General features: G+C 63.4%; 18 protein-coding genes. 10 read left to right on the top strand and 8 right to left on the bottom strand.

From position 1 onward, the window contains the following. Positions 1–47 precede the first annotated feature (47 nt). Positions 48–1,583: a catalase KatB gene (katB, locus tag PVZ78_RS28290; RefSeq protein WP_273829609.1), complete on the bottom strand. Its 1,536-nt coding sequence runs from the start codon at positions 1,581–1,583 to the stop codon at positions 48–50. A gap of 286 nt (positions 1,584–1,869) precedes the next feature. Here katB and mscL point away from each other — a divergent pair, with 286 nt between their 5' ends. Further along, positions 1,870–2,274, top strand: coding sequence for a large-conductance mechanosensitive channel protein MscL (mscL, locus tag PVZ78_RS28285; RefSeq protein WP_016703708.1), 405 nt, complete (start codon positions 1,870–1,872; stop codon positions 2,272–2,274). A 52-nt stretch (positions 2,275–2,326) separates the two neighbouring features. Here mscL and PVZ78_RS28280 read toward each other — a convergent pair whose 3' ends face one another. Next, positions 2,327–3,103 carry a ferredoxin--NADP reductase gene (locus tag PVZ78_RS28280; protein WP_016703709.1) on the bottom strand — a complete coding sequence of 259 codons (777 nt, stop codon included), beginning with the start codon at positions 3,101–3,103 and terminating at the stop codon, positions 2,327–2,329. A gap of 228 nt (positions 3,104–3,331) precedes the next feature. On the opposite strand from PVZ78_RS28280, the gene PVZ78_RS28275 reads away from it, so the two are divergent. Beyond that, on the top strand, positions 3,332–4,456 hold the full coding sequence (locus PVZ78_RS28275) for a methyltransferase (protein ID WP_009050972.1): 1,125 nt from the start codon (positions 3,332–3,334) through the stop codon (positions 4,454–4,456). A 149-nt stretch (positions 4,457–4,605) separates the two neighbouring features. On the opposite strand, the gene PVZ78_RS28270 is transcribed toward PVZ78_RS28275, so the two are convergent. From PVZ78_RS28270 to PVZ78_RS28260, 3 genes are all read right to left on the bottom strand, one after another. Then, positions 4,606–4,773, bottom strand: a complete 168-nt coding sequence (locus tag PVZ78_RS28270) for a DUF2474 domain-containing protein (RefSeq protein WP_023969448.1) — start codon at positions 4,771–4,773, stop codon at positions 4,606–4,608. Positions 4,774–4,863: 90 nt separating this feature from the next. After that, complete coding sequence (gene cydB, locus PVZ78_RS28265; protein ID WP_009050973.1) at positions 4,864–5,871, bottom strand: cytochrome d ubiquinol oxidase subunit II; 1,008 nt, start codon at positions 5,869–5,871, stop codon at positions 4,864–4,866. A gap of 3 nt (positions 5,872–5,874) precedes the next feature. Next, positions 5,875–7,311 carry a cytochrome ubiquinol oxidase subunit I gene (locus PVZ78_RS28260; RefSeq protein ID WP_009050974.1) on the bottom strand — a complete coding sequence of 479 codons (1,437 nt, stop codon included), beginning with the start codon at positions 7,309–7,311 and terminating at the stop codon, positions 5,875–5,877. A gap of 501 nt (positions 7,312–7,812) precedes the next feature. On the opposite strand from PVZ78_RS28260, the gene PVZ78_RS28255 reads away from it, so the two are divergent. From PVZ78_RS28255 to PVZ78_RS28245, 3 genes are all read left to right on the top strand, one after another. Then, positions 7,813–9,054: an MFS transporter gene (locus PVZ78_RS28255; RefSeq protein WP_273829608.1), complete on the top strand. Its 1,242-nt coding sequence runs from the start codon at positions 7,813–7,815 to the stop codon at positions 9,052–9,054. Positions 9,055–9,162: 108 nt separating this feature from the next. Beyond that, positions 9,163–9,441, top strand: a complete 279-nt coding sequence (locus PVZ78_RS28250; RefSeq protein WP_009050976.1) for a type II toxin-antitoxin system RelE/ParE family toxin — start codon at positions 9,163–9,165, stop codon at positions 9,439–9,441. Positions 9,442–9,456: 15 nt separating this feature from the next. Next, positions 9,457–9,747, top strand: a complete 291-nt coding sequence (locus PVZ78_RS28245; protein ID WP_016703712.1) for a HigA family addiction module antitoxin — start codon at positions 9,457–9,459, stop codon at positions 9,745–9,747. A 3-nt stretch (positions 9,748–9,750) separates the two neighbouring features. Here the strand turns inward: PVZ78_RS28245 and PVZ78_RS28240 are convergent, their stop codons facing one another. After that, a complete protein-coding gene (locus PVZ78_RS28240; protein WP_009050978.1) occupies positions 9,751–10,302 on the bottom strand; it encodes a DJ-1 family glyoxalase III in 552 nt (183 codons plus the stop codon). A 69-nt stretch (positions 10,303–10,371) separates the two neighbouring features. Continuing rightward, positions 10,372–10,821, bottom strand: a complete 450-nt coding sequence (locus tag PVZ78_RS28235) for a DUF4879 domain-containing protein (protein WP_124335581.1) — start codon at positions 10,819–10,821, stop codon at positions 10,372–10,374. A 205-nt stretch (positions 10,822–11,026) separates the two neighbouring features. Between PVZ78_RS28235 and PVZ78_RS28230 the strand changes: the two genes are divergently transcribed. The 4 genes from PVZ78_RS28230 (at position 11,027) to PVZ78_RS28215 (ending at position 15,042) form a co-directional block, all read left to right on the top strand. Next, positions 11,027–12,322 carry an NCS2 family permease gene (locus PVZ78_RS28230; protein WP_007930015.1) on the top strand — a complete coding sequence of 432 codons (1,296 nt, stop codon included), beginning with the start codon at positions 11,027–11,029 and terminating at the stop codon, positions 12,320–12,322. Then, entirely contained in the window at positions 12,319–13,398 is a 1,080-nt protein-coding gene (gene trmA, locus PVZ78_RS28225; protein ID WP_016703714.1) for a tRNA (uridine(54)-C5)-methyltransferase TrmA, read from the top strand. Before PVZ78_RS28230 ends, trmA begins: the two co-directional genes overlap by 4 nt. Positions 13,399–13,741: 343 nt before the next feature. Next, positions 13,742–14,191 carry a type II 3-dehydroquinate dehydratase gene (gene aroQ, locus PVZ78_RS28220; protein ID WP_016703715.1) on the top strand — a complete coding sequence of 150 codons (450 nt, stop codon included), beginning with the start codon at positions 13,742–13,744 and terminating at the stop codon, positions 14,189–14,191. Continuing rightward, entirely contained in the window at positions 14,188–15,042 is an 855-nt protein-coding gene (locus tag PVZ78_RS28215) for a shikimate dehydrogenase (RefSeq protein WP_053269979.1), read from the top strand. Before aroQ ends, PVZ78_RS28215 begins: the two co-directional genes overlap by 4 nt. Before the next feature lie 98 nt (positions 15,043–15,140). On the opposite strand, the gene PVZ78_RS28210 is transcribed toward PVZ78_RS28215, so the two are convergent. Continuing rightward, complete coding sequence (locus PVZ78_RS28210; RefSeq protein ID WP_053269980.1) at positions 15,141–16,340, bottom strand: benzoate/H(+) symporter BenE family transporter; 1,200 nt, start codon at positions 16,338–16,340, stop codon at positions 15,141–15,143. Positions 16,341–16,477: 137 nt separating this feature from the next. On the opposite strand from PVZ78_RS28210, the gene pdxR reads away from it, so the two are divergent. Beyond that, positions 16,478–17,965 (top strand): MocR-like pyridoxine biosynthesis transcription factor PdxR, encoded by a 1,488-nt coding sequence (gene pdxR / locus PVZ78_RS28205; RefSeq protein ID WP_028683426.1) that lies wholly within the window; start codon positions 16,478–16,480, stop codon positions 17,963–17,965. The last annotated feature ends 3 nt before the right edge of the window (positions 17,966–17,968 follow it).

The raw sequence follows: 17,968 nt of genomic DNA, 5'->3' as shown, positions 1-17,968 counted from the left end.
CCTGGTCAAGGCCACTGGCGAGCAGACCCAGGTGCGGATCCGCAATCTCAATACCGGCACCTTCGTCCACTCCCTGGTGCAGACGCCGGCTTGGCCACCTTGGTCACGCCGGTGCCGTACTCAGGATCGGCCTTGTAGAGGAACGACAGCATGATGTGCTTGCTCTCGTCATCGGTGGTCGCCAGGGAGCCGCCGAAGTTCTCGATCAGGTCCTGACGCTCCTTCTGGCTCAGCGAGCGATACAGATCGCCGGCCTGCTTGAAGTTCTGCTCGCGCTGGATCTTCGCCTGCTGGGTGCTGCCACTCAGCGCCAGCTGGCTGTAACGCGCGCTTTGCGGCTCTTCACGCGGCATCAGGCGGCTCGGCTGGTAGTTCACGCCGGTGCTGGTGCTGCCGCTGTTCATCGCGCCGTCCTGGTTGCCGTTGTTCACCGCGACTTTCGGCGCGTTGATCGGCAATTGCAGGGCGTTGGCGCCCAGGCGGTACAGCTGGGTATCGGCATAGGAGAACACCCGGCCTTGCAGCAGGCGGTCTTCCGACGGCTCGATGCCCGGCACCAGGTTGGCCGGGGCCATGGCTACTTGTTCGGTTTCCTGGAACACGTTGGCTGGGTTGCGGTTGAGCACCATCTGCCCGACCTTGCGCTCAGGCACGCCCGGCCAGATCTTGGTGGCATCCAGCGGATCGAAATCGAACTTGGCCAGATCTTCCGGCTTCAGGACCTGGACATACAGGTCCCATTTAGGGAAATCGCCCTTGTTGATATGGGTGACCAGGTCATTGGTCATATGGCTGTAATCACGCCCCTGCACCTCGACCACTTGTTTGGGATCGAGGTTGTTGATGCCCTGCAAACTCTTCCAGTGAAACTTCACGTAATGCACTTCGCCCTTGGCATTCACCAACTTGTAGGCGTGCACGCCATTACCGTCCATTTCCCGGTAACTGGCCGGAGTACCGGAATTGGAATACAGCTCGGTCAGGGTCCGGGTGGCTTCCGGAACATGGGAGAAGAAATCGAAGCGACGGGAATCGTCATCCAGGTTGGTGCGCGGATCAGGTTTGAACGCATGAACCATGTCCGGGAATTTGATCGCGTCACGAATAAAGAAAGTCGGGAAGTTGTTACCGACCAGGTCCCAGTTACCGTCGGCGGTATAGAACTTGGTGGCAAAACCGCGCGGGTCACGCAGGGTTTCCGGCGAATGATTGCCGTGCACTACCGCGGAGAAACGCACGAATACCGGCGTTACCTGGCCGGCGGCGAATACCTTGGCCTTGGTCAGGTCGCTCAGGCTGTCGGTCACGGTGAAGGAACCATGGGCACCGGTACCACGGGCATGCACCACCCGCTCTGGAATGCGCTCGCGATCGAAGCGCTGGAGCTTCTGGATCAACTGCACGTCCTGCAGCAATACCGGTCCGGTAGCGCCTGCGGTCTGCGAGTTCTGGTTATCGCCTACCGCGGCCCCGTTATCGCGGGTCAGAGTGGCGGCCTGTACGGAAAGAGAAAGCATACTGGCGGCGAGTACGCCCACTATGCGTCGTTGGGAAAAACTCCCAAGGCCAATGATCATGGTCATGTTTTATTCCTCTGGTTTTAATCAAACGCATCCAGGTGCGCCTGTCAGAGGCTAGTGACCAAAGAGTCGAAATCTAAATAGAAAGGTCGCAACAGTCTGATTGAAAAAATATTCTGGTATGAAAGAGCAAGCGCGAGTATTTCGCGCGCGATTGATGGCACTTTGTAAACTATTTGCCGTTAACCCGGTCGATAACTCCGAACGCTGTAAGCAGTTGTTGCAAGCAAGATGCCTTTTGCTGAATTACACTGCGTTCACCAACCTCATCTGTAACAAGGAATAACCTATGGGCGTGCTAAGTGAGTTCAAGGCCTTCGCGGTCAAAGGTAATGTGGTCGACATGGCCGTCGGTATTATCATCGGCGCCGCATTCGGCAAGATCGTCTCGTCGTTTGTTGGCGATGTGGTGATGCCGCCAATCGGCTTGCTGATCGGTGGGGTGGACTTCAGTGATCTGGCGATCACGCTCAAGGACGCCGTCGGCGAGACACCGGCCGTGGTGCTGGCCTACGGCAAGTTCATCCAGAGCCTGATCGACTTCATCATCGTTGCCTTCGCCATCTTCATGGGCGTGAAAGTGATCAACCGCCTGAAGCGTGAAGAAGCCGTGGCACCGGCCGCTCCTACCAAGGAAGAAACGCTGCTGGGCGAGATCCGCGACCTGCTCAAGGCGCAGAACAACAAGCCCTGAGGCTTGTGCCGCAACAAAACGGCGCCCCTGCAAGTCAGGCGGCGCCATTTTTTTACCAGTAGTTTTCCACCGCCACCTGCCCGGGCCGCCGGGTCAGGCTCAGGTGCATGTCGCGCTGTTTGAGCAGGGCGCGGGTGTCGTCGATCATCTGCGGGTTGCCGCAGAGCATCACTCGCGAGTGCTCGGCGCTCAGCGGCACACCGGCGACGCGCTCCAGCTCACCGTTTTCGATCAAATGGGTGATCCGCCCATTGAGGCTGCCCGGATGCTGTTCCCGGGTTACCGTGGTGATGACTTGCAGCTTGTGGGCAACTTCCGCCAGATAATCGCGCTGCTTCAGCTCGGCCAGCAATTGCTGATAAGCCAGCTCCTTGGCCTCGCGCACGCTGTAGACCAGGATGATCCGCTCGAATTTCTCCCAGACTTCGAAGTCCTGGAGGATCGAAACAAAAGGCGCGATCCCGGTGCCGGTGGACAGCAGCCAGAGGTCGCGGCCATCGACGAAACGGTCGAGGGTCAGATAACCGAACGCCTGCCGGTCCACCATCAGGGTATCGCCCTCCCCCAGCCGACTCAGCTCACTGGTGAACTCGCCGCCGGGCACGACGATGGAGAAGAACTCGAGAAACTCATCAAAAGGCGAAGACACCATGGAGTACGCCCGCCACACCGTGCTGCCGTCGGCCTTGGTCACCCCCAGGCGGGCGAATTGCCCGGCGCGAAAGCGAAAACCCGCGTCCCGCGTGGTGCGCAGGGTAAACAGGCTGGGAGTCAGGGGCTGGACGTCGAGCAAGGTCTGGCGCGTGTATTTTTCTGCACTGGCAGTCATGGCAGGCTCCAATAAGCGAATGCCCTTAGTGTCCCGCAAAGCGCGCGACAGAAACACCGGTGGTTTGTAATGGCATAGAGCGCGGGCAATCGAGCGCAAAAAAAAGTACCATTGGCCCCCTCTTCGGGCAGCTGCCACGCGGCCTGCGCGCCACCTGCCCGAACGGTCCAGCCCGCATCGCGCCCCTTCCGCCGGCAGGACATTCACCGATTACCAAGAGTCCGTCCCATGCCCCTGCTCGAAAGCCCCTTCGCCCAGCTCGACCTGATCCGCCAGCCCGAACAACAGAACGAGCCCCTGCAAGCTTTCGACGCGGCGGACGAGTACCTGCTCAATCACCTGGCCGAACAGCAGCCGACGACGGATACCCGGGTGCTGGTCCTCAACGACAGCTTCGGCGCGCTGGCGGCCAGCCTGGTCGGACGGGTGCAGGTGCGCAGCAGCGGCGACTCGTTTCTCGGCGCGCTGGCGCTGGAGAAAAACCTGGTGCGCAATGGCCAGCTATTCGACGCCGTCACGGTGGTGCCGGCCAGCGAGCCGTTGACCGGGCCGTTCGACCGCGTTCTGATCCGCGTGCCCAAGACCCTGGCCCTGCTGGAAGAACAGTTGATCCGCCTGCAAGGCCAACTGGCGCCGGGCGCCCAGGTGGTGGCGGCGGCGATGGTCAAGCACCTGCCACGGGCCGCCGGCGATCTGCTGGAGCGCTATATCGGCCCGGTACAGGCCTCGCTGGCGGTGAAAAAAGCCCGCTTGCTGATCGCCACGCCGGAGGCGAAAACCCCGGCGGTTTCGCCCTACCCGACCCGCTACAAGCTCGACGAGCCCGCCATCGAGCTGCTCAACCACGCCAATGTGTTCTGCCGCGAAGGCCTGGATATCGGCACCCGCGCCTTCCTCCCGCACCTGCCGAAAAACCTCGGCAAGGCCCGGGTCGCGGACCTGGGTTGCGGCAACGGTGTGCTGGCCATCGCCAGCGCCCTGCACAACCCCGATGCCCACTACACCCTGGTGGACGAGTCCTTCATGGCCGTGCAATCGGCCCTGGAGAACTGGCGCGCAACCCTGGGCGAGCGCGAAGTGACCGTGCGCGCCGGCGACGGCCTGGCCGGACAGGAGCCGCAGTCGCTGGACGTGGTGCTGTGCAACCCGCCCTTCCACCAGCAGCAGGTGGTCGGCGACTTCCTCGCCTGGCGCATGTTCCAGCAGGCCCGCGAAGCCTTGGTGGTGGGCGGCGCGCTGTACATCGTCGGCAACCGTCACCTGGGCTATCACAGCAAGCTGGCGCGGCTGTTCCGCGGCGTCGAGCAAGTGGCCGCCACGCCCAAGTTCGTGATCCTCAAGGCGCGCAAATAATCCCCCCGGCAGCCGACCCATTCGCGGTCGACTGCACGGCCATCGCCAGCCCCCCTTTCTCATAAAACCCCAGGCCAAAAAAAACCCTCCAGAGGAGGGTTATAAAACCGTGCCGCAAGGCAACGGGATGGGATGAGCGGTGGTGAAAATCAGTGCGTGGTCAGGCCCGCGGCGTTCATGAACATGCGCATCAGGCTGGCGACGATAAACAGCGCCAGCACGCTGCCGACCCAGATCCCGGCGAGCCAGCCCAGGCGCTGCCAGAGCGGTTTCTTCTCGGCTTCTTCGATTTCCTGCAACGTGGGTTTGCCAGCCATCATCGAATACTCCTCTCGGAATGGAGACGATGGCGTCGCTCGGGCGCCATCGCGAGCACGTCCGCTCCCGCACAGGGAGCGGCGCATTGACTAGTGGTAGCCGTCTTCATGGGTGACCTTGCCGCGGAACACGTAGTAGCTCCAGAAGGTGTAACCCAGGATGAACGGGATGATGAACAGCGTGCCCACCAGCATGAAGCCCTGGCTTTGCGGCGGCGCGGCGGCGTCCCAGATCGAGATCGACGGCGGCACGATGTTCGGCCACAGGCTGATGCCCAGGCCACTGTAGCCGAGGAAGATCAGCACCAGGGTCAGCAGGAACGGCGTGTAGTGGGCATTGCGGGCCACGGCGCGCAGCAGGCCGTACATGGTCACCAGCACCAGGATCGGCACCGGCAGGAACCAGAACAGGTTCGGCAGGGTGAACCAGCGCGAAGCGATTTCCGGGTGGGCCAGTGGCGTCCAGATACTGACGACACCGATCACCGCCAGCAGCACGAAGGCCAACGGCCGCGCCAGGTCATGCATCTGCTCCTGCAGCTTGCCTTCGGTCTTCATGATCAGCCAGGTGCAGCCGAGCAAGGCATAGGCCACCACCAGCGCGACGCCGCAGAACAGGGTGAACGGCGTGAACCAGTCCAGCGAACCGCCGGCGTACTGGCGGTCGACCACCGGCAGGCCATCGATGAAGGCACCCAGCGCCAGGCCCTGGAAGAAAGTCGCTGCCAGCGAACCGCCGATGAACGCCTTGTCCCAGATGTGGCGCTTGGCTTCCTTGGCCTTGAAGCGGAACTCGAAGGCCACGCCGCGGAAGATCAGGCCGATGAGCATCAGGATCAGCGGCATGTACAGCGCCGAGAGCACCACCGAATAGGCCAGCGGGAAGGCGCCGAACAACGCGGCACCGCCCAGGACCAGCCAGGTTTCGTTACCGTCCCAGACCGGGGCGACGGTGTTCATCATCACGTCACGGTCGCGGGAGTCCTTGACGAACGGGAAGAGAATCCCGATGCCCAGGTCGAACCCGTCCATGACCACGTACATCATGATGCCGAAGATGATGATCACGGCCCAGATCAGCGGAAGATCAATACCCATGACTCAATTCCCCTTGTTCAGGCTGGTGCCGTTGTCTTCGGCATCGTCGTCGGCGGCCGACAGCGGACGGGCCGGTGTGCGTTTCTGGCCAGGACCACCGTGGCTGACTTCCGCGCCTTCGTTGGTCTTCGGCCCCTTGCGCACCAGGCGCATCATGTAGCCGATACCGACCCCGAACAGCGAGAAATACACCACGACAAACAGCGCCAGGGTGATGCTCATCTGCATCAGGCTGTGCCCGGACGAAGCGTCCGCAGTACGCATCAGCCCATAGACCACCCACGGCTGACGGCCGATCTCGGTGGTGAACCAGCCGGCGAGGATCGCGATCAGGCCGGATGGGCCCATCCACAACGCCAGGTACAGGAACGCGCGGTTCTGGTAGATGCGGTCACGCTTGCGCAGCCACAGGCTCCACAGGCCGGTGAGGATCATCAGCATGCCCAGGCCGACCATGATCCGGAACGACCAGAACACAATGGTCGAATTCGGCCGGTCTTCCGGTGGGAATTCCTTGAGCGCCGGCACCTGCTTGTCCAGCGAGTGAGTGAGGATGATGCTGCCCAGGTACGGGATCTCGACGGCGAACTTGGTCTTTTCTTCCTTCATGTCCGGCCAGCCGAACAGGATCAGCGGGGTCGGTTCGTTACCGACGTTTTCCCAGTGACCTTCGATCGCGGCGATTTTCGCCGGCTGGTGCTTGAGGGTGTTGAGGCCATGGAAGTCGCCGATCACAGCCTGGATTGGCGCGACGATCAGGGCCATCCACATCGCCATCGACAGCATGCGGCGGATTGCCGGGTTATCGCGGCCACGCAGCAGGTGCCAGGCGGCGGACGAACCGACGAAGAACGCGGTGGCGACAAAGGCGGCCGTGGCCATGTGCGCCAGGCGGTACGGGAACGACGGGTTGAACACCACCGCCAGCCAGTCCACCGGAATCACTCGGCCGTCGATGATTTCGTAGCCTTGCGGGGTCTGCATCCAGCTGTTGGACGAGAGAATCCAGAAGGTCGAGATCAGCGTACCGATGGCCACCATCACGGTGGCGAAGAAGTGCAGCTTGCGCCCGACCCGGTTCCAGCCGAACAGCATCACGCCGAGGAAGCCGGCTTCGAGGAAGAAGGCCGTGAGCACTTCATAGGTCAGCAGCGGCCCGGTAACGGAACCGGCAAAGTCGGAGAAGCGGCTCCAGTTGGTGCCGAACTGGTAGGCCATGACCAGGCCCGAGACCACCCCCATGCCGAAGTTGACGGCGAAGATCTTCGACCAGAAGTGGTACAGGTCACGGTAGGTATCGTCGCGGGTCTTGAGCCACAAACCTTCGAGCACCGCCAGGTAGCTCGCCAGACCAATGGTGATGGCGGGGAACAGGATGTGGAACGAGATGGTGAACGCGAACTGAATTCGGGCGAGATCTAGTGCCTCCAAACCGAACATAAGCTTTCCTCTGTCAGGTAATACCGGCTGCCGGCTGGAGGCCTGCACCCACTGCCCCCACGGATCTGGAGTGTGGCGAATTCGAATTCGTTCTTTTTAAACCCATCGCAACGCAGGGAGTCTGGCCATCTGGCCGCCAGACCTAACCTTGGAAAAGGTTTTGATCTGGATCAATCAACGCTGAAAGAGTAGTCCTATTTTCGCCGTTGGTTTGTGTGGTCTTTTGTCGCGTGACAGGTTGCCTCACCACGTCAAGAACGGGGTTTCTCCGAAGTTTTGCTCTCCCTGTAGCAACTGTCGCCGGCTGCGATCGGCCGGAGCGGTCGTGGCGATTTCTGCGCCGTCGAAGGTCCTTCGGCCCTTTTCGCAGCCTGCGGCAGCGGCTACAGGGATTGGGTTGTTCCGAACAAAAGGGATAGATGCGGAGCTAACAATTGCGCAACTATTGGTTACATCTTGGTGATAACCTCGCCCTACTCCACGCCCAGACCTGCCTTTCAGATGCCCAGCCAAGACCCTCTGCTGCTTCGCCATCACCGTCCGTTCATTGCCTTCTGGCTGGCACGGATCTTCACCGCCAGCGGCTTCCAGATGCTCACCGTGGCCATTGGCTGGAACCTCTACCAACTGACCGGCAACGTGCTCGACCTGGGCCTGGTCGGGCTGGTGGAGTTCGCGCCGCGGGTGCTGTTCATGCTGCACACCGGGCATGTGGCCGACCGCTATGACCGGCGCAAGGTGGCGGCCATCTGCCAGTCGCTACAGGCGCTGATCGCCCTGTCCCTGGCCATCGGCAGCGCCACCCACCATGTTACCCGCGAGATGATCTTCATCCTCGCCTTCCTGCTCGGCGCCGCCCGCTCCTTCGAGATGCCGACCACCCAGGCGCTGCTGCCGAACATCGTGCCCAGCGCGCTGTTCCCCCGCGCCGTGGCGGCCGCGCAGTCCGCCCAGCAATCGGCGACCATCGTCGCGCCGGCCCTCGGCGGGCTGCTCTACGCCTTTGGCAGCGTGTGGGTCTATGGCCCGACCGTGCTGCTGTATGTGATCGCCTGCTGCCTGATGCTCAACCTGCCCGCGCGGCAGACGCCGCTGAACAAGGGCAAGGCCACCCTGGACTCGCTGCTCGCCGGGGTGCGCTTCATTCGCAGCCGCCCGGATATCCTCGGGGCGATTTCCCTGGACCTGTTCGCCGTGCTGCTGGGCGGCGCCACCGCGCTGCTGCCGGTGTTCGCCAAGGACATCCTGCTCACCGGCGCCTGGGGCCTGGGCCTGCTGCGCTCGGCGCCGGCGGTGGGGGCCTTGCTGATGTCGCTGTGGCTGGCGCGCTTTGCCGTCGACCGCCATGTCGGGCGAGTGATGTTCACCGCGGTCGGTGTGTTCGGCGTTGCCACCATCGCCTTCGGCCTGTCGACCTCGTTCTGGTTCTCGCTTGCGGTGCTGGTGGTGCTGGGCGCGGCGGACATGATCAGCATGGTGATCCGCGCCTCCTTCGTACAGCTGGAAACCCCGGACGAAATGCGTGGCCGGGTCAGCGCCGTGAACGGCCTGTTCATCGGCGCCTCCAACCAGCTCGGCGAGTTCGAGTCCGGGCTCACTGCCCACTGGTTCGGCACCGTGCCGGCGGTGGTCCTCGGCGGAGTCGGCACCCTGCTGGTGACCGGGGTGTGGATAAAACTGTTCCCGACCCTGGCCCATCGCGATCGTATGCATGCGCCGGCGGAAGAAGAAGCCAAGGCCTGATTCGAGACAGGCAGGAAGCTCACAGGACGTCGCCGTTGATCGTCCGATTCACGCGCTGCAATACATATCCGATGGGAAGAGTGTAAGGTATCGCCTTACACTCGCCGCATGATCAAATCCTTTCAGCACAAAGGCCTCAAGGCCTTCTATGAAACGGGATCGACTCGAGGGATCCGAGCCGATCATGCGAGGCGCCTGGCGCGCATGCTGCCTTTCATGGATCACGCGACAGAGCCTGACGACCTCGACCTCCCGGGATGGCGGTTGCATCCGCTCAAGGGCGAGCGTCGCGAATACTGGTCACTGACCGTATCGGGCAATTGGCGAGTGATTTTTCGTTTTACGGGTTCGGATATCGAGCTGGTCGACTATCTGGATTACCACTGAACAGGAGGCAGGATCATGCCCATGCACAACCCGCCACATCCCGGTGAAACACTGCGTGTGGACGTATTGCCCGAGTTGGGAGTCAGCGTGACGGAACTGGCCAGGCATCTTGGCTACGCCCGCCCCCATCTCTCCAAGGTGCTGAACGGTCACGCGCCGATCCGGCCGGAACTGGCGGTAAGGCTGGAACGCGCCGGAATAGGTAAAGCCAAGGTCTGGCTGGCGGTACAGGCGGACTACGATATCTGGCAGACCGAACAAGCCTTGTTACCGCGCATCGAGCCCATTGCCGCTCATGTCTGCTGATCGCTAAACCAGCAACTCCCCCTCCACCACCGTCCGCCGGCCCCTGCCGCACAGTTGCTCCACCAGGGTCAGGGCGAAACTCAGGGCCGCCCCCGAGCCTTGCGCGGTGATGCAGTTACCATCCACCACCACCGGCTGGTCGACGAAGTTGCAGCCCGACAGCTGATGGCTGGCGCTGGGCAGGCAGGTCATGCGCCGCTGGCGCAGCACCCCGTAACTCTGCAAGGCCAGGGCCGGTGCTTCGGCGATGCCGGCGAACAAGCGCCCGGCGGCGGCCTGGTCCTTGACCAATTGCATCAGCGGTTGATGGGCCGCCAGGTGCTGCGCGCCAACCGCGCCACCGGGCAGCACGATCAGGTCGAAGTTCTGGGCCAGCACATCCACCAGCATGCCGTCGGCGGTCATCCGGGTGCCGCGGGCGCAGGTGAGCATGCGCCGCCCTTCGATACTGGCCACCAGCACTTCGACTTGAGCGCGGCGCAGCACATCGATCAGGGTCACGCTTTGCAGGTCGTCGACACCCTCGGCGAGGGGAATCAGGGCTCTAAAGGTCATGGGCTGTGTCCGCGGTAGGGTCTTTAAAGCTTAGTCAGCTTTAAAGCCCTCCGCGTTCGGACGCTGCCGTTACTTGATGTAGATTTGCGCGCTCATGCTGTTGCCCGGCGCATTCAGCGAGGTGTTGCTGAAGGTGAAGGTGCCTTCCTGCTTGCCGGCCAGGTCGAAGGTATAGATGTAGCCGACGGTGATCCCGGAATTGCCGCACGGCACCAGGCTCGATCCTTCTTCGCAGACCGCCGCGCGGGTGCCGTTGACCTCGAAGCCGTCCAGCGCCACCCGGGGCTGGCGGCCGTAGCCGATTTCCAGCACATACACCTTGATGTTCGGCCCCTGGTGATCGCAGGCGGTCTTGTCGCGCCCGTCCGACACATCCTCCAGGCCGCAGGACGGCGACTCGACCTTGAGGATTTCCACCTGGCTCAAGGGCGGTGCGGAACGCGCCATGGCCGGCGCCGTCCCCAACCACAGGCTGCTGGCCACTACCGCCAAGGTCATCGCTTTTATCGTGCTGTGCATAAGTCCCCCCAAAACGTCGGCGCAGTATGCCCCAGTCGCCACCCGGGCAAAACATCGCCGACGATCGCAGCCATAGCCTTACGCTGCTGGTATGATGCGCGGCTTTTTCCGACCCGCACAAAATCCCCGGACGCTTTTTTATGGTCTGTGCTTTGCTGTCTGGGTCGATACATTCACGGCGCCCAGCGCGCCACGGGGAGCAGACATGCTGGAAAGGCTGTTTCAACTCAAGGCACACAACACCAACGTGCGGACCGAGATTCTTGCGGGCCTCACGACCTTCCTGGCCATGGCCTACATTCTCTTCGTCAACCCGAGCATCCTCGGCGAGACCGGCATGGACAAGGGTGCGGTGTTCGTCGCCACCTGCCTGGCCGCCGCCATCGGCTCGACCGTGATGGGCCTGATCGCCAACTACCCGATCGCCCTGGCTCCAGGCATGGGCCTGAACGCTTTCTTCACCTACACCGTGGTCCTGCACATGGGCCATACCTGGCAAGTGGCGCTGGGCGCGGTGTTCATTTCGGCGGTGCTGTTCTTCCTGCTGTCGATCTTCAAGATCCGCGAATGGATCATCAACAGCATCCCACTGCCGCTGCGCTCGGCGATCGCCGCCGGTATCGGCCTGTTCCTGGCGCTGATCGCCCTGCACAACGCCGGCATCGTGGTCGGCAACCCGGCGACCATGGTCGGCCTCGGTGATCTGAAGCAACCGGCACCGATCCTCGCGACCCTGGGCTTCGCCCTGATCGTCGCCCTGGAAGCCCTGAAGGTCCGCGGCGCGGTACTGATCGGCATCCTGTCGGTGACCATCGTCTCCATCGCCCTGGGCTTCACCCCGTTTGGCGGCGTGACCTCGATGCCGCCTTCGCTGGCCCCGACCTTCCTGCAACTGGACATCAAGGGCGCGCTGGACATCGGCCTGGTCAGCGTGATCTTCGCCTTCCTGTTCGTCGACCTGTTCGACAACTCCGGCACCCTGATCGGCGTCGCCAAGCGCGCCGGCCTGATGGGCAAGGACGGCCACATGCCGAAAATGGGCCGGGCCCTGATCGCCGACAGCACCGCGGCCATGGCCGGTTCCCTGCTGGGCACCTCGACCACCACCAGCTACATCGAATCCGCAGCCGGCGTCAGCGCCGGTGGCCGCACCGGCCTGACCGCCATCGTCGTGGCGATCCTGTTCCTCCTGGCGCTGTTCTTCTCGCCACTGGCGGCCAGCGTGCCGGCCTTCGCCACCGCGCCTGCGCTGCTGTTCGTCGCGGTGCTGATGACTTCGGGCCTGGCGGAAATAGACTGGGACGACATCACCGTCGCCGCGCCCGTGGTAGTCACCGCCCTGGCCATGCCGTTCACCTACTCCATCGCCAACGGCATCGCCTTCGGCTTCATTGCCTGGACCGCGATCAAGCTGCTGTCGGGCCGCGCCCGTGAGTTGAACGCGCCGCTGGTGATCCTGTCGGTACTGTTTGTGATCAAGTTGGGTTGGTTCAACGCATGACTTTCGATTCCCAGGCTTACGCCACCCAGCTCGCCGACAAGGTCGCGCGCCTGCGTGAACTGCTGGCGCCGTTCGATGCCCCCGAGCCACAGGTCTTCGACTCGCCGCTGCAGAACTTCCGCCTGCGCGCGGAGTTTCGCCTGTGGCGCGAAGCCGGCGAGCGTCATTACGCGATGTTTTCCCAGGAAGACAAACGCACGCCGATCCTGATCGAGGAGTTCCCGATCGCCAGCCAGCGCATCAATCAGCTGATGCCGCAACTCAAGGCCGCCTGGCAAGCCAGCAGCGCCTTGAGCCACAAGCTGTTCCAGGTCGAGTTCCTCACCACCCTGGCCGGCGACGCGATGATCACCCTGTGTTATCACCGCCCGCTGGACGAACACTGGCACGCCGCGGCGAGCAAGCTGGCGACCGAGCTGAACGTCAGCGTCATCGGCCGCTCCAAGGGCAAGCGCGAAGTGATCGGCCACGATTACGTGGTGGAAAAACTCGAAGTCGGCGGGCGCACCTTCAGTTACCGCCAACCGGAAGGCGCCTTCACCCAGCCTAACGGCACGGTCAACCAGAAGATGCTCAACTGGGCCTACGACGCCCTGGGCGATCGCCCGGACGACCTGCTGGAGCTGTACTGCGGCAACGGCAACTTCACCCTGCCCCTGGCCACCCGGGTACGCAAGGTGCTGGCCACCGAGATCAGCAAGACCTCGGTCAACGCGGCCCTGAGCAACCTCGGCGAAAACGCGGTGGAGAACGTCACCCTGGTGCGTCTGTCCGCCGAAGAGCTGACCGAGGCGCTGAACGAAGTGCGTCCGTTCCGCCGCCTGCAAGGCGTGGACCTGAAGAGCTACGAATTCGGCAGCGTGTTCGTCGACCCGCCGCGCGCCGGCATGGACCCGGACACCTGCGAGCTGACCCGACGCTTCGACAACATCCTGTACATCTCGTGCAACCCGGAGACGCTGGCGGCCAACATCGCCCAGTTGCACGACACCCACCGCATCACCCGCTGCGCGATGTTCGACCAGTTCCCGTGGACCCACCACATGGAATCCGGGGTCTTGCTGACCCGGCGTTGATAGCCTGTCGCGGACCACAAAAAAGCCGTCCCTGCGACGGCTTTTTTGTGGCCACTCCCTAGCATGCCAACGCCTGCGCCTTTCTTATTGATGAACCGTCGCCTGGGGGGATTGAGGTCGGTTCCGCAAGCTCCGGCAACCCTGGCCAGGTGGCAAGCCCTTCTTGCAGTACCGGCTTTTATTGCTGGCAGCGGCATGAATATGTTCGATCAGCGAACACTTAATGACAGGACTCGCCGTCCCTCATCCAGCCGCAATTGACCAAATTAACTAGTTAGTACAATTTAGCGACAACCGCTGGCCGCTCAAGCCGCGCCCACAATAACAACGGAGAATTCCCCTCATGCGCCCTATCGTTCTGGTGCTCAACGGGCCGAACCTGAACCTGCTTGGCACCCGCGAACCCGCCACTTACGGTCACGAGACCCTGGCCGACATTTCCGCCCTGTGCGGGCGTGCCGCCGAGGAGTTCGGCCTGACCGTGGAGTTTCGCCAGACCAACCACGAAGGCGAACTGCTGGACTGGATTCACGGCGCCCGTGGCCGTTGCGCCGGGATCCTGATCAACCCGGCGGCCTGGACCCACACCTCGGTGGCGATCCGCGACGCCCTGGTGGCCAGTGAGCTGCCGGTGATCGAAGTGCACCTGTCGAACGTCCACGCCCGCGAACCGTTTCGCCATCACTCCTTTGTCTCGGGCATCGCCCTGGCGGTAATGTGCGGCTTCGGCAGCCATGGCTATCGCCTGGCACTGGCGCATTTCAGCCAGCGTTTTCAAGGAGCCCAGGCATGACCCAACAGAACACAGTACTGGCCGGACTGATCGGCGCCGGCATCCAGGCCTCGCGCACCCCGGCACTGCATGAACACGAAGGCGACGCCCAGGGCGTGCGCTACCTGTACCGACTGATCGACCTGGACCAGCTGCAACTCGACAGCAACGCCCTGCCCGACCTGCTGCTGGCCGCCGAGCGCATGAACTTCACCGGGTTGAACATCACCTTTCCCTGCAAGCAGAGCATCATCCCGCTGCTCGATGAGCTGTCGCCGGAAGCCCGCGGCATCGGCGCGGTGAACACCGTGGTGCTCAAGGACGGCAAGCGCGTCGGCCACAACACCGATTGCCTGGGTTTTGCCGAAGGTTTCCGCCGCGGCTTGCAGGGCGTGGCCCTGGAGCGTGTGGTGCAGATGGGCGCCGGCGGCGCCGGTGCGGCGGTGGCCCATGCGCTGCTCAGCGAAGGCGTGCAGCAACTGAGCATCTTCGATGTGGAAAGCGCCCGCGCCCAGAGCCTGGCGGACAACCTCAACCAGCATTTCGGCCCCGGCCGGGCCAAGGCCGGCGTCGACCTGCCCACCACCCTGGCCGCCGCCGACGGCCTGGTGAACACCACGCCGATGGGCATGGCCAAGCTGCCGGGCATGCCGGTGCCGGTCGAGTTGCTGCGCCCTGGGTTGTGGGTCGCGGAGATCGTCTACTTTCCCCTGGAAACCGAACTGCTGCGCAACGCCCGCGCCCTCGGTTGCCGCACCCTGGACGGCGGCAACATGGCGGTGTTTCAGGCGGTGAAGGCGTTCGAGCTGTTCAGCGGCATAACGCCAAATGCCCAGCGCATGCTCGCGCATTTCCAGAGCATGAATGGCTGACAATGCATGAGCGGCTCAGGGCGGGGCTGTGGTCGGCTCCGCTCTCGACCGATGCCTGCCGCACGGTCAGGCACCTCGTTGCACTCCTCCCCTTGCGACTACGCACGTTCCTGACGACCGACTGGCCGCAGCCGGCCGTGCATCACGCCGTGCGCCAGCAACCCCGCCAGCAAGCCCCAGAACGCGCCGCCCAAACCGAACAAGGTGATATTGGCAGCGGTCGCCAGGAAGGTGATCAAGGCGGTTTCCCGGCCACTCGGCTCGACCAGCGCGGTGGCGAGGCTGCCGCCGATCGCACCCAACAGGGCCAGGCCCGCCAGGGTGGTGATAAAGGTCGCCGGCAGGACCACGAACAGCGCCGCCAGGGTGCTGCCGAAAATCCCCACCAGCAGATAGAACACCCCACAAGCGAGCCCGGCCAGATAACGCTTGGCGGGCTCCTCATGCGCCTCCTTGCCCGTACAGATGGCGGCGGTAATCGCAGCGACATTGAATGCATGGGAACCGAACGGCGCCATCAACAAGGAGCCCAGCCCCGTCGTCGTGAGAATCGGATTGGCGCTGGTCTTGAACCCATCGTTGCGCAGCACCAGCATGCCGGGCATGTACTGGCCGGTCAGGGTGATCAGGAACAACGGCAGGGCCACGCTCAGCAGCGCATTCAGCGAGAACACCGGCAAGGTCAGCACCGGAAGGGCCGGCTTGAGTTCAAGGCTGGCGAAACTGACCTGCCCCAACCCGAGCAACAGCACGATGCCGATCAGCAATACCCCGACAATCGCATAACGCGCGGTAAAGCGGCGTAGCAGCACATAGCTGAGCAGCAGCGCGCCCACCAGCAGCGGATCGACCCCGGCCCCGTCGAAAGCGCCGATCCCGAAGCGCAGCAAAATGCCCGCCAGCAGACCCGCTGCGATTCCCGGCGGGATCAGCTTCACCACCCGCTCGAAATAGCCCGATATCCCCAGCACGACGAAGCCGACAGCCGACAACATGAAGGCGCCGATCATTTCCGGGTAAGGCGTGCTCGGCAGTACCGCAATCAGGAAGGCCGCGCCCGGGGTCGACCAGGCGGTAATGATCGGCTCGCGGTAGCGATAGCTCAGCCAGGCGCCGGTCAGGCCGACGCCGATCGAGATCGACCAGATCCACGAAGCGGTCTGCTCGGGGCTCAGCCCCGCTGCCTTGGCTCCCTGGAAAACCAGAATGAAGGTGCCCCCGTAATTGACGATGACCGAAATCAACGCGGCAACGCTCGGATGCAGCAGGTCAGCGATTCTGATACTGGCGGTTTTCATCGGTGGGCCCCTCTGGATGTGTTGGCAAGGCGAGGGAGTATCGGCAGGCAATGGTCTATATAAAATATCCACTTTCCATCAATATCCCAGACCACTTTTCCAGCTTGTCGCGCAGTCCGACGACCCACAGGCCCCCGATGAAAACCCGTAAAACCGCCTATCCCATCTGGAACCGTCTGCAACTGGCCAAGGACGGCCACTTGTCCTTGCGCGAGCAATTGCTGCTGTTCCTGCGCAAAGGCATCGCCGATGGCAGCGTCAAGGCCGGCATCCGCCTGCCAGCCTCACGTGTGCTGGCGGCCCAGCTGGGGCTGTCCCGCATGACCGTGACCGAGGCCTATGGCCAGTTGATCGCCGAGGGGTTCCTGGAGGCCCGGACAGGTTCGGGCACCTTTGTCATGGCCCGCATCGCCGAACCAACGGCCTCGCCGCCCGCCCGGACAGAGGCCGTCATCGGCTCCACCCGGGCCCGGGCGTTGACGGGGAACGACTCGATGTCCATGGTCCCCGCCGCCTGGCCGCTGACTCCGGGCCTGCCGGCGCTGGACGCCTTTCCCTATGCCCTGTGGGGGCGCCTGGAGGGCCGGTTCTGGCGACGCCGGCCACTTCCCGACCTGTCCTACGGCGACCCACAGGGTTTCCTGCCATTACGCGAAGCCCTGGCGGCTTACCTGGGCGCGGCACGCGGAGTGGTCTGCCAGGCCCGTCACATCGTGATTACCCCCGGCGCCCAAGCGGCGGTGTCGATTGCAACACTGGCGCTCACCGACCAGGGGGATCGCGTCTGGGTCGAGAACCCCGGCTACGATGCGGCCTACCGCAGCGTGTTGCTGGCTGGCGTGCAGGCGGTGGGCGTTCCCGTGGATAAAGAAGGGCTGGATGTGCAGGCCGGCCGCCGGCTCGCGCCAGACGCCAGGCTGGCGCTGGTATCGCCTTCGCACCAGTATCCCCTGGGGGTCGGCATGAGCCTGGCGCGACGCCTGGCCTTACTGCAATGGGCCCACGACGCCAATGCCTTCATCCTCGAAGACGATTACGACAGCGAGTTTCGCTACGGCGGCGCGCCAACACCGGCGCTCAAGGCCCTGGACGGCAATCAGGGGCGGGTGATCTATGTGGGGACCTTGAGCAAGCTGCTGGCGCCGGGTCTGCGCCTGGGGTTCCTGGTCGCCCCCGAGGCGGTGGTGGACCTGTTGCGCGACGTGCGCAATGGCAGCGGCCACCGCGTACCTTTGTCACTCCAGGCGACGGCGGCGGAGTTCATCGGCAATGGCCACCTCGGCAGCCATATCCGGCGTAGCCAGGCGGTTTATGCGCAACGTCGCGCAGCCTTGCTGGCGGCCATTCACGACGCCGGCAGCGAGCGTATGACGGTAGCCAGCAGCGCTACCGGGTTGCATCTGCTCGCCGAACTGCCCGATGGGCTCGACGACCAGGCTATCGCTGCCGCCGCCCATGCCCGAAAAATCGGCGTCGCGCCGCTGTCAGGTTTTTTCGTTGGCGCCCAGGGTCAGCCACGTCCTGGCTTGTTGATGGGCTTTGGCAATACCCGGGCGGAGTCGATGCAGGATGCGGTTGCAACCCTGTGCCATCTGATCGACCGGCAACGGGATTCATCCCTCTAGGCG

The organism is Pseudomonas sp. SBT1-2 (genome assembly GCF_028640875.1).
Lineage (GTDB): Bacteria > Pseudomonadota > Gammaproteobacteria > Pseudomonadales > Pseudomonadaceae > Aquipseudomonas > Aquipseudomonas chlororaphis_I.
Note: the sequence above shows the minus strand (reverse complement) of the source record. Positions and strands in the feature narration are given on the sequence as shown.

What these genes read in the sequence shown, in the direction of transcription:
- PVZ78_RS28240 (WP_009050978.1), bottom strand. Translation starts at nt 10,302, where the DNA reads ATGACCTTTAGAGCCCTGATTCCCCTCGCCGAGGGTGTCGACGACCTG.
- mscL (WP_016703708.1), top strand. Translation starts at nt 1,870, where the DNA reads ATGGGCGTGCTAAGTGAGTTCAAGGCCTTCGCGGTCAAAGGTAATGTG.
- PVZ78_RS28230 (WP_007930015.1), top strand. Translation starts at nt 11,027, where the DNA reads ATGCTGGAAAGGCTGTTTCAACTCAAGGCACACAACACCAACGTGCGG.
- PVZ78_RS28255 (WP_273829608.1), top strand. Translation starts at nt 7,813, where the DNA reads ATGCCCAGCCAAGACCCTCTGCTGCTTCGCCATCACCGTCCGTTCATT.
- PVZ78_RS28245 (WP_016703712.1), top strand. Translation starts at nt 9,457, where the DNA reads ATGCCCATGCACAACCCGCCACATCCCGGTGAAACACTGCGTGTGGAC.
- PVZ78_RS28260 (WP_009050974.1), bottom strand. Translation starts at nt 7,311, where the DNA reads ATGTTCGGTTTGGAGGCACTAGATCTCGCCCGAATTCAGTTCGCGTTC.
- trmA (WP_016703714.1), top strand. Translation starts at nt 12,319, where the DNA reads ATGACTTTCGATTCCCAGGCTTACGCCACCCAGCTCGCCGACAAGGTC.
- PVZ78_RS28250 (WP_009050976.1), top strand. Translation starts at nt 9,163, where the DNA reads ATGATCAAATCCTTTCAGCACAAAGGCCTCAAGGCCTTCTATGAAACG.
- PVZ78_RS28210 (WP_053269980.1), bottom strand. Translation starts at nt 16,340, where the DNA reads ATGAAAACCGCCAGTATCAGAATCGCTGACCTGCTGCATCCGAGCGTT.
- cydB (WP_009050973.1), bottom strand. Translation starts at nt 5,871, where the DNA reads ATGGGTATTGATCTTCCGCTGATCTGGGCCGTGATCATCATCTTCGGC.
- PVZ78_RS28235 (WP_124335581.1), bottom strand. Translation starts at nt 10,821, where the DNA reads ATGCACAGCACGATAAAAGCGATGACCTTGGCGGTAGTGGCCAGCAGC.
- pdxR (WP_028683426.1), top strand. Translation starts at nt 16,478, where the DNA reads ATGAAAACCCGTAAAACCGCCTATCCCATCTGGAACCGTCTGCAACTG.
- PVZ78_RS28270 (WP_023969448.1), bottom strand. Translation starts at nt 4,773, where the DNA reads ATGGCTGGCAAACCCACGTTGCAGGAAATCGAAGAAGCCGAGAAGAAA.
- PVZ78_RS28275 (WP_009050972.1), top strand. Translation starts at nt 3,332, where the DNA reads ATGCCCCTGCTCGAAAGCCCCTTCGCCCAGCTCGACCTGATCCGCCAG.
- PVZ78_RS28215 (WP_053269979.1), top strand. Translation starts at nt 14,188, where the DNA reads ATGACCCAACAGAACACAGTACTGGCCGGACTGATCGGCGCCGGCATC.
- aroQ (WP_016703715.1), top strand. Translation starts at nt 13,742, where the DNA reads ATGCGCCCTATCGTTCTGGTGCTCAACGGGCCGAACCTGAACCTGCTT.
- katB (WP_273829609.1), bottom strand. Translation starts at nt 1,583, where the DNA reads ATGACCATGATCATTGGCCTTGGGAGTTTTTCCCAACGACGCATAGTG.
- PVZ78_RS28280 (WP_016703709.1), bottom strand. Translation starts at nt 3,103, where the DNA reads ATGACTGCCAGTGCAGAAAAATACACGCGCCAGACCTTGCTCGACGTC.